11 protein-coding genes are annotated in these 7,854 nt (G+C 40.4%); 1 reads left to right on the top strand and 10 read right to left on the bottom strand.

Translation table 11 applies throughout. The features are described from left to right. From NTU69_02505 to xseB, 10 genes are all read right to left on the bottom strand, one after another. Window positions 1–288: RimK/LysX family protein (locus tag NTU69_02505; protein MCX5802400.1), on the bottom strand; the 288-nt coding region annotated here is incomplete at its 3' end. Window positions 289–380: 92 nt separating this feature from the next. Next, window positions 381–1,127 (bottom strand): 4Fe-4S binding protein, encoded by a 747-nt coding sequence (locus NTU69_02500; GenBank protein MCX5802399.1) that lies wholly within the window; start codon window positions 1,125–1,127, stop codon window positions 381–383. 222 nt (window positions 1,128–1,349) lie between these two features. After that, a complete protein-coding gene (gene rpoZ, locus NTU69_02495; GenBank protein ID MCX5802398.1) occupies window positions 1,350–1,589 on the bottom strand; it encodes a DNA-directed RNA polymerase subunit omega in 240 nt (79 codons plus the stop codon). Further along, the gene (gene gmk / locus NTU69_02490) at window positions 1,570–2,169 is read right to left on the bottom strand and encodes a guanylate kinase (protein MCX5802397.1); all 600 of its coding nucleotides are present in this window, start codon (window positions 2,167–2,169) and stop codon (window positions 1,570–1,572) included. Before gmk ends, rpoZ begins: the two co-directional genes overlap by 20 nt. Before the next feature lie 51 nt (window positions 2,170–2,220). Then, entirely contained in the window at window positions 2,221–3,090 is an 870-nt protein-coding gene (locus NTU69_02485) for a YicC family protein (GenBank protein ID MCX5802396.1), read from the bottom strand. A gap of 52 nt (window positions 3,091–3,142) precedes the next feature. Next, the gene (locus NTU69_02480) at window positions 3,143–3,685 is read right to left on the bottom strand and encodes a DUF4416 family protein (GenBank protein ID MCX5802395.1); all 543 of its coding nucleotides are present in this window, start codon (window positions 3,683–3,685) and stop codon (window positions 3,143–3,145) included. Further along, the gene (locus NTU69_02475; protein ID MCX5802394.1) at window positions 3,637–4,404 is read right to left on the bottom strand and encodes a TlyA family RNA methyltransferase; all 768 of its coding nucleotides are present in this window, start codon (window positions 4,402–4,404) and stop codon (window positions 3,637–3,639) included. The genes NTU69_02480 and NTU69_02475 overlap by 49 nt, the downstream gene beginning before the upstream one ends. Beyond that, complete coding sequence (gene dxs, locus NTU69_02470) at window positions 4,386–6,251, bottom strand: 1-deoxy-D-xylulose-5-phosphate synthase (protein MCX5802393.1); 1,866 nt, start codon at window positions 6,249–6,251, stop codon at window positions 4,386–4,388. Before dxs ends, NTU69_02475 begins: the two co-directional genes overlap by 19 nt. Next, window positions 6,251–7,135 (bottom strand): polyprenyl synthetase family protein, encoded by an 885-nt coding sequence (locus NTU69_02465; protein MCX5802392.1) that lies wholly within the window; start codon window positions 7,133–7,135, stop codon window positions 6,251–6,253. Before NTU69_02465 ends, dxs begins: the two co-directional genes overlap by 1 nt. Beyond that, window positions 7,135–7,356: an exodeoxyribonuclease VII small subunit gene (xseB, locus tag NTU69_02460; protein MCX5802391.1), complete on the bottom strand. Its 222-nt coding sequence runs from the start codon at window positions 7,354–7,356 to the stop codon at window positions 7,135–7,137. Before xseB ends, NTU69_02465 begins: the two co-directional genes overlap by 1 nt. Window positions 7,357–7,573: 217 nt before the next feature. Here xseB and NTU69_02455 point away from each other — a divergent pair. Beyond that, window positions 7,574–7,854 (top strand): transcription elongation factor GreA (locus NTU69_02455; protein ID MCX5802390.1); only part of this gene is annotated, 281 nt, incomplete at its 3' end.

Raw genomic sequence — 7,854 nt, 5'->3', positions numbered from 1 at the left:
AGATCTAATATGCCGCCAGTCTACTACAGGTAGACTTAGCAATAAACCGCCGTACATGTCTGGCAACCTGAATTCCGCAATATTGTTTTGTATTTTAAGTCCACGCGCATCAAGAGAGGTTGTGGATGCCCCGGTATCAATGCGTGCGGGGAGTCTCACACCCCATGGAAGGAGAATTACTTCTTCTATAGCCCCTATTGTAACCTTTTCCTTGGCGTTAACAATACCCAGAGCGAGAAGGGAGAGCATAGCCAGTACTGAGAAAAAGATAAAACCTCCCGTTCTCACAAATTTTTTAACCCCTTAACCAATGAGTCCTTTGACGATACCTTCCACCGGTCATTATACTAAATTTAATTTTAAATAGATAGTAGGAGATTCTAGAGGATTTTACCCCTGGTGCTAACAATTACTTCCATCGGGATATTTTTCCCGGCAATCTCCATCCCTTGCCGGATAATAGCTGGCAGCTTTGAACAGCAGGGAACTTCCATAGTCAGGACAGTCACATTCTGAATATTGGCAAGCTTAAAAATCTCTGCAAATTTATTGACGTATTCTTCAGTGTTATCAAATTTAGGGCACCCAATTAATACTATCCTGCCCTTCAGGAAATCACTATGAAAGTTTGGATAGGCAACAGGTGTACAATCTGCGGCTACGAGGATATGAGCCCCCTTGAGGAATGGAGCAGTTGGAGGTACAAGTTTTATCTGGACTGGCCAGTGTGTGAGGGCTGAGATGGTATTCTTTTGGGAAACAGGTTGATTTGCTTCTTTACAGGGGGAGGAAAACATCTGTATATGGGTTGAAGGACAACCACAGGGTAATACTTCAGCGTTGAGTGTTGAGTGGTGAGTGGTGAGTATTTGAAAATCTTCTTTGTGTTTGAGGTGGTGTTCTACTGCCTCAGGGTCAAAGGTTTCTGCCTCCCTTTCTGTGATTTTAATAGCTCCCTCCGGGCATTCTCCCAAACAGGCGGCAAGCCCGTCGCAGTATTTATCGGATATAAGTTTAGCCTTACCGTCTATTAATTCAATCGCCCCCTCGGCACAGGCAGATACACATTGCCCACAGCCATTGCAACGTTCTCTGTCTATTTCCACTATTTTTCTTTTAATTTTCATGTCTTCCTCCTCTATTTAGTTACCAGCACCAGGCCATCAGCCATCTTTCCTTCCTTAAATTATTGTTTAATGTAGCATGTATAAAAGGGATAATCCTTGACTTAAATCAAAAGACGAACATATTTTTTGTTGTTTTAAACTGGGGTTTAAAAATTTATAGATTTTAGCCTGCTAAAGCAGGACAAAGCAGGGCAAAGTAAGGCCAGGAAGGATTGTTGTCAGTCAAGGGGCAAAATTGGATAGTTGATAGGCCACTTCCTGGTTATCCAGGGCTTCCTTTTTTTCGAAAGAGACAAGCTTTTCTGCAATCTCCCTTAATGCCGTTACAATCTCTTTATTTGTGGACTTTACAAGGGGTTTTGACCCTTTTATTAGTTGTTTGGCTCTCTTTGCAGCCAGGTGAACAAGCTCAAAACGATTTTCTACTGTGTCCATGCAATCTTCAACAGTTATTCTTGCCATGAGTTTTCCTCCTCACTCTTTCTATAACATTCTTAAAGTCTTTATAGGCCCTGTCGAGTTTATCATTTATGATATTATACTCGAATAAACGTTTTTTTTCAATCTCTTCTTCTACGATTATCATCCTTGAATCAATCTCCTTTTCCCCTCTTAAAGAAAGTCTTTTTACCAGTTCTTCTTTTGATGAGGGCTCGACAAATATGAGGCATGCATCAGGACATTTCTTTTTCACACTGATTGCCCCTTTCACATCAATGTCGAGAAAGATGTCGATACCTTTGTGTAATGTTTCGAATACCTTTTTCTTCGGTGTGCCGTAAAGGTAATCGTATACATGTTCCCATTCAAGAAAATGTTCTTTCTTTATCATCTCTTTAAATGTTTCTGTGTCGACAAAATAATAGTCTTTCCCATCAACCTCTTGTTCCCTCTTTAGCCTTGTAGTATAAGAGATTGAGAATGCACTGTTGCTGTCCTCTTTTAAAAACTTATCTATAAGTGTGGTTTTTCCAGCCCCAGACGGTCCCGAAACCACAAACAACTGCCCTTTTCTGTTTGGAATCTCTGTCTGTCTTTTCATTTTTTAAAACTCCGAACCTTGAACTCCGAACCCCGAACGTTTTTAAAGATTTTATTCCACATTTTGAACCTGTTCCCTCATCTTTTCTATTTCCACTTTGATCTGAATAACCCTTTCGTTGATGTATAAATCATTGGATTTGCTTCCAATGGTGTTTGTCTCCCTTACCATCTCCTGTATAATAAAATCGAGTTTTCTTCCTACAGAATCGATAGAATTTAGGGTATCCTTAAAATTATCTATATGCCCTTTCAATCTCACAATTTCCTCTGATATGTCAAGTCTTTCCATATAGATAGCCAATTCCTGAAGCACCCTAATCTCATCAACAGAAGACGATTTTGTGATTTCAATGATCTTTTCCTTTAATTTTTCTTCATGGGTCTTGACAATAAGAGGCCATCTTCCCTCTATTTCAGAGAGGTTCGAGGTTATCCTTTCCAGTCTGTCCAAAAGGTCTTTTTCAATGACCTCTCCTTCTTTAGTCCTCTCCTCGTTCAGTTTTTTTAGTAAGTTTTCGAATGAGAGCATCAGTGTATCTTCTGAAATATTATTGTTCTCTTCGTATACGACAATGTCCCTGAAATTTAAAACCGTATCCAATGTAAGGTCACCCTTTAATCCAAAGACATCTTTTAATATTTTTATAATATCCATGTATTGCTTAACAGTATTCTCATTAATTTTAGGGGCATTATACTCGCCGCTTGATCTTTCCCATTTTATCGTTATATCAACCTTCCCCCTCTTGACATGTTGTTTAACAAGCTCCCTTAGTCTTTGTTCATAAGAGTAGTCAATTTTTGGAAGCTTTATGCTGATTTCAAGGTAGCGGTTGTTGAGAGCCCTTGCCTCCCCGGAAATCTTTCCTTCCGCATATTCCATCTCTATCTTTGAAAATCCCGTCATACTTTTTGGCATTTCAGTGTCCTTTCCTTAATCAGCTTTTAACCATCAGCCTTTTTGTCTTTTTTTACTGAAAGCTGATTGCTGAATGCTTACATGTTTTTTTGCAATGGTCTCTCCATTTATTGAATAGGGAGATAATATCTTTACTGCTATAATCCGGGTAGGTCCATTCAAGAGGCTTATATGTTCCATCGTTATAAATGAAGGTCAGGTCTGCAAATATCCCCTTTCCGAGATAGATTCTGTGCGTATACCCCTTTGTTGTTGCGAGTACAACATGCTCGAGGGCAATGTACCCGGGGTCTATGTTGATGGTTCTCTTTCCGTTTGTTGAGAGGAGATGCTCTATATCATTCGTTTTTAGTTTCATTTCTAACAGGGTATCCCTCTGGAGCAAGGGTTCAAAGAGTATGAAAAACCGTGAGAGATCCTTTCCCATCTCGCCCTCATAGTACTTTGTGTGATAAAAAGGCATGAATGCAGTCTTTTCCTCAATATCTCCTATAGAAGCCTTGAGATTTTCCTCTGCCGGCTGCAAAAATTCTTCGTCTTTGAATATTATGCTTGCGAAGAATTTGACTGGTTTTGGGGTTTTTGCAGTTCCCATAATATAAAATATTCTCTGTTCTTTTTTTCCTTTTCCCTCGGTGACTCAACAACACTTACAGGTATTATACCGAGAGCCTCCCCGTACATTTTTATATCCTCAATCACCTTTTTGATTTTATCGTCATCTTTTACTATGCCACCCTTGCCTACCTCAAACCTCCCTACCTCAAACTGGGGTTTTAAAAGTGAGATTATGAACCCACCAGCATTCATCAGGGGAATCATGGCAGGCAGTATCTTTTTTAATGATATAAAGGATACATCTATTGTGATAACATCTACATTTTCCCCGATGTCTTCTAATGTTAAGTATCTTGCGTTTATATTTTCTTTAATGATAACCCTTCTGTCCTTTCTCAGCTTTTCGTGGAGCTGATGGGCTCCGACATCAATCGCATACACAGTGGATGCCCCATATTTTAAAAGACAGTCAACAAAACCACCTGTTGATGAGCCTATATCCAGTGCCTTTTTGTTCCTTATGTCTATTCCAAATGCCCTTATTGCCTCTTCAAGTTTTACCCCACCGAAACTTACATAGGGTATGGGGTTTTTCCTTATTTCTATATGGGCATCATCTGCTATCTTTTTATCAGGCTTTGCAATACGTTCCTTCCCAACATATATTTCCCCTGCCATAACAAGCACCCCTGCCTTTTCTTTTGAAGGGGCAAGACCTCTCCTTGCGAGAATCACATCTATTCTCTCTTTAGCCACTGCCTTACTGCCTTTTTAATCCCTTCCTTATCTAAGCCTAAGCTTTTTCTCAACATGCTCTGTGAACCATGGGGTAAAAAGGTATCAGGAATGCCTATGTTTTTGACTGGCACTGCTATCCCTTCTTCAGATAATATCTCCAATACCCCGCTGCCGAAGCCTCCCATAATAGCATTCTCTTCGACTGTTAATATCTTCTTTGCATGTTTTGAAAGGGCTGATAGCATCTCTCTGTCCATAGGTTTTATGAATCTACCATTTATCACAGTACATAGTATACCTTCTTCTTCGAGTTCTGATGCCGCAGAAAGTGAAGGGTAGACCTGGTTACCACAGGCAATTATCGCAATATCTTCACCCTCTTTTAGAATTTCCCATTTACCAATCGGGATTTCCTTGAAATCTTCATCTATCGGGACACCCTGGGCTTCACCTCTCGGATAGCGGATGGCAACCGGTCTCTCATAGGAATACGCAGAGTAGAGCATCTGTTTAAGCTCATTTTCATCCTTTGGACTTATCACAACCATATTGGGGATATGTCTGAAGTAAGAGATATCAAAGGCTCCATGGTGGGTAGGCCCGTCCTGACCGACTATACCGCCCCTGTCCACTGCAAAGACAACGGGAAGATTTTGAAGACAGACATCGATCACAACCTGGTCGTATGCCCTTTGAAGAAAGGTGGAATATATTGCAACAAAGGGTCTGAACCCTCCGAGGGCAAGGGCTGCTGCAAATGTAACTCCATGTTGTTCTGCAATGCCAATGTCATAAAACCTGTCAGGGAAAAGCTGTGAGAATTTCTCAAGACCTGTGCCAAGGCCCATAGCAGCGGTAATGGCTATTACCCTTTTATCCTTTTTGGCAAGTTCAATGATTGTATCACCAAAGATGTCTGTATAGGTATAACGACCGTTGTGGGTAGAGTTGCCTGTTGTCGTCTCGAAGGTTGAAATACCGTGGAATCTTGCAGGGTCATCCTCTGCATGGGTATATCCCTTCCCTTTCTTGGTAACGATATGAATCAGCACAGGGCCCTTAAGCCGTTTGATATTCCTTAAGTTTTCTATAAGGTGATTCAGGCTATGCCCATCTATAGGGCCAAAGTATTGAAAACCAAGCTCCTCAAAGAGTAACCCAGGTGTTATAAGCCCCTTTACAGTCTCTTCAAGGAGCCTTGCTGCTTTATAAACTTTGTCTCCAAGGGCCGGGAGGTTTTTTATTCTGTCTTTCACCTTTTCCCTTAGATTAGTCACAAATTCGCCCGTCATAATTCTATTCAGGTATGAGGAGAGGGCGCCTATATTCTTGGATATAGACATCTCGTTGTCATTAAGCACTACAATTATGTCACTTTTCAGATGTCCTGCATGATTCATGGCTTCAAAAGACATGCCCCCTGTTAACGAGCCATCTCCTATGACCGCGACAATTTTGTGGGTTTTACCTTCCTTTTTTTTGGCTTCTGCAAGACCAACAGCAATCGATATTGAGTTGCTTGCATGCCCTGTGTCGAACACATCATAAACACTTTCTCCCCTGCATGGGAACCCACTCAACCCACCATTCTGTCGGAGTGTCTCGAATCTCTCTTTTCTCTCTGTGAGTATCTTATGGGTATAACACTGATGGCCTACATCCCATATAATCTTATCAAGGGGTGTATCAAATACATAGTGGAGTGCTATCGTAAGTTCGACTACCCCGAGGTTCGAAGCCAGATGCCCTCCTGTTTTGGAGACAGTTTTTATAATATATGGTCTTATCTCTTCTGCAAGTTCAGCGAGTTCTGTGATACTCAATCTTTTTAAATCTACAGGGGAGTTTATTTTTTCAAGGAACATCAGAGAGCCCTATTACCTATAAATCTTGCGAGTTCTACGAGTATTTTTGAGTTTCCTCCTAAAAACTCTACGGATTCTATAGCCTCCTCTATTAGTTGTTCTAACCTGATCTTTGATGCCACTATCCCATAGTGTTTTATGTAGGTCTGTTTGCTCGTATCCTTTTTTAATCTTTTTCCCACTATTTCTTCATCGCCTTCGGCGTCTAATAAATCATCCATTATCTGGAAGGCAAGACCGATACATTCACCATATCTTGTAAATCTTGTTAATTCCTTTGTTTTTGCTCCCCCTATTATTGAGCCTGTCCTTACTGATGCCCTTATCAAGGCTGTGGTTTTGTGGATATGAATAAAATTGAGGATATTTTTTGTTCCTTCTTTACCATCATAGAGCACATCCATAACCTGACCACCCACCATGCCTTCTGTCCCAGCAGCCATTGCAATCTCAAAGATGATCTGTTTTATAATCTTTGGATGTATTCTTTCTGTATAACGGGTGTCAGCCATAACCCTGAATGCTTCTGTGAGAAGTGCATCCCCTGCAAGGATAGCGACTGCTTCACCAAATACCCTGTGGCACGTTGGTTTACCACGCCTCAGGTCATCATTATCTATGCTTGGCAGGTCGTCATGTATAAGGGAATATGTATGTATCATCTCAATAGCACATGCAAAAGGAAGTAAATCATCACTGCTTTTTTCTTTTGCTTCACATGCCGCTATAGCGAGTATTGGTCTTATTCTTTTTCCGTTGGAGAACAGCATGTATTCCATAGCATCCCTTAACATTCCCGGGGATGTGCTGAAGGACGAACATATATCCCTTAAGGTGTCTTCAATAATAATCTTCTTTTCGTGAAGGTATGTCCCTAGATCCACTAAACTTCTTCCTGGAGAAATGGTCTTTTTTCTACTGACCCATTTTCCTTTTTTATAAGAATTTCGACCTTCTTTTCTATTTCATCCAGCCTTTTTGAAAGTTCCTTTGTTAAAGAAAGGCCTTCCTTGAAGAGGTTTAAGGCTTCGTCGAGCGGGATATTTCCCGCATCGAGGGTTTTTACTATGTCTTCAAGTTTCTTCAGCCCGTCTTCGAATTTCATATAGACTCTTATTATAAAATTTAAGACTGTACTTTTTCAAGTGTTTAGTTGTTTTGAGCTATAAGCTCTTAGCTATCAGTATTCAGCTTTTAAAGGTTTGAAATTTTAATTTTTCTCTGCTGATAGCTGATAGCTGGCGGCTGATGGCTGATTTTTGTTGATAATTTATGATAAACATTGTAGTTTTTTAGACTTAAAACATATTGTCGGAGCGTGTATGAAATTTCCCATAACAAGAGAAGGTCACGAGAACCTTAAAAAGGAACATGAATACCTGCTGAACAGTAAAAGACCAAAAATCTTGCAGGCCATTGAAGAAGCAAGGGGACATGGAGACCTCTCAGAAAATGCAGAATATGATGCGGCAAAGGAAGAGTACCAGTTCCTTCAAAAGAAGGTTGCCGAGATAGAGGAAATGATAAAAAATTCTGAAATCGTGGATGTAAAGAAGTCGAAAAATGGTGTAGTAGAATTTGGATGCAGCGTGGCTCTAAAAAA

The sequence above is a fragment of the Pseudomonadota bacterium genome (assembly GCA_026388215.1).
Lineage (GTDB): Bacteria > Desulfobacterota > Syntrophorhabdia > Syntrophorhabdales > Syntrophorhabdaceae > JAPLKF01.
Note: the sequence above shows the minus strand (reverse complement) of the source record. Positions and strands in the feature narration are given on the sequence as shown.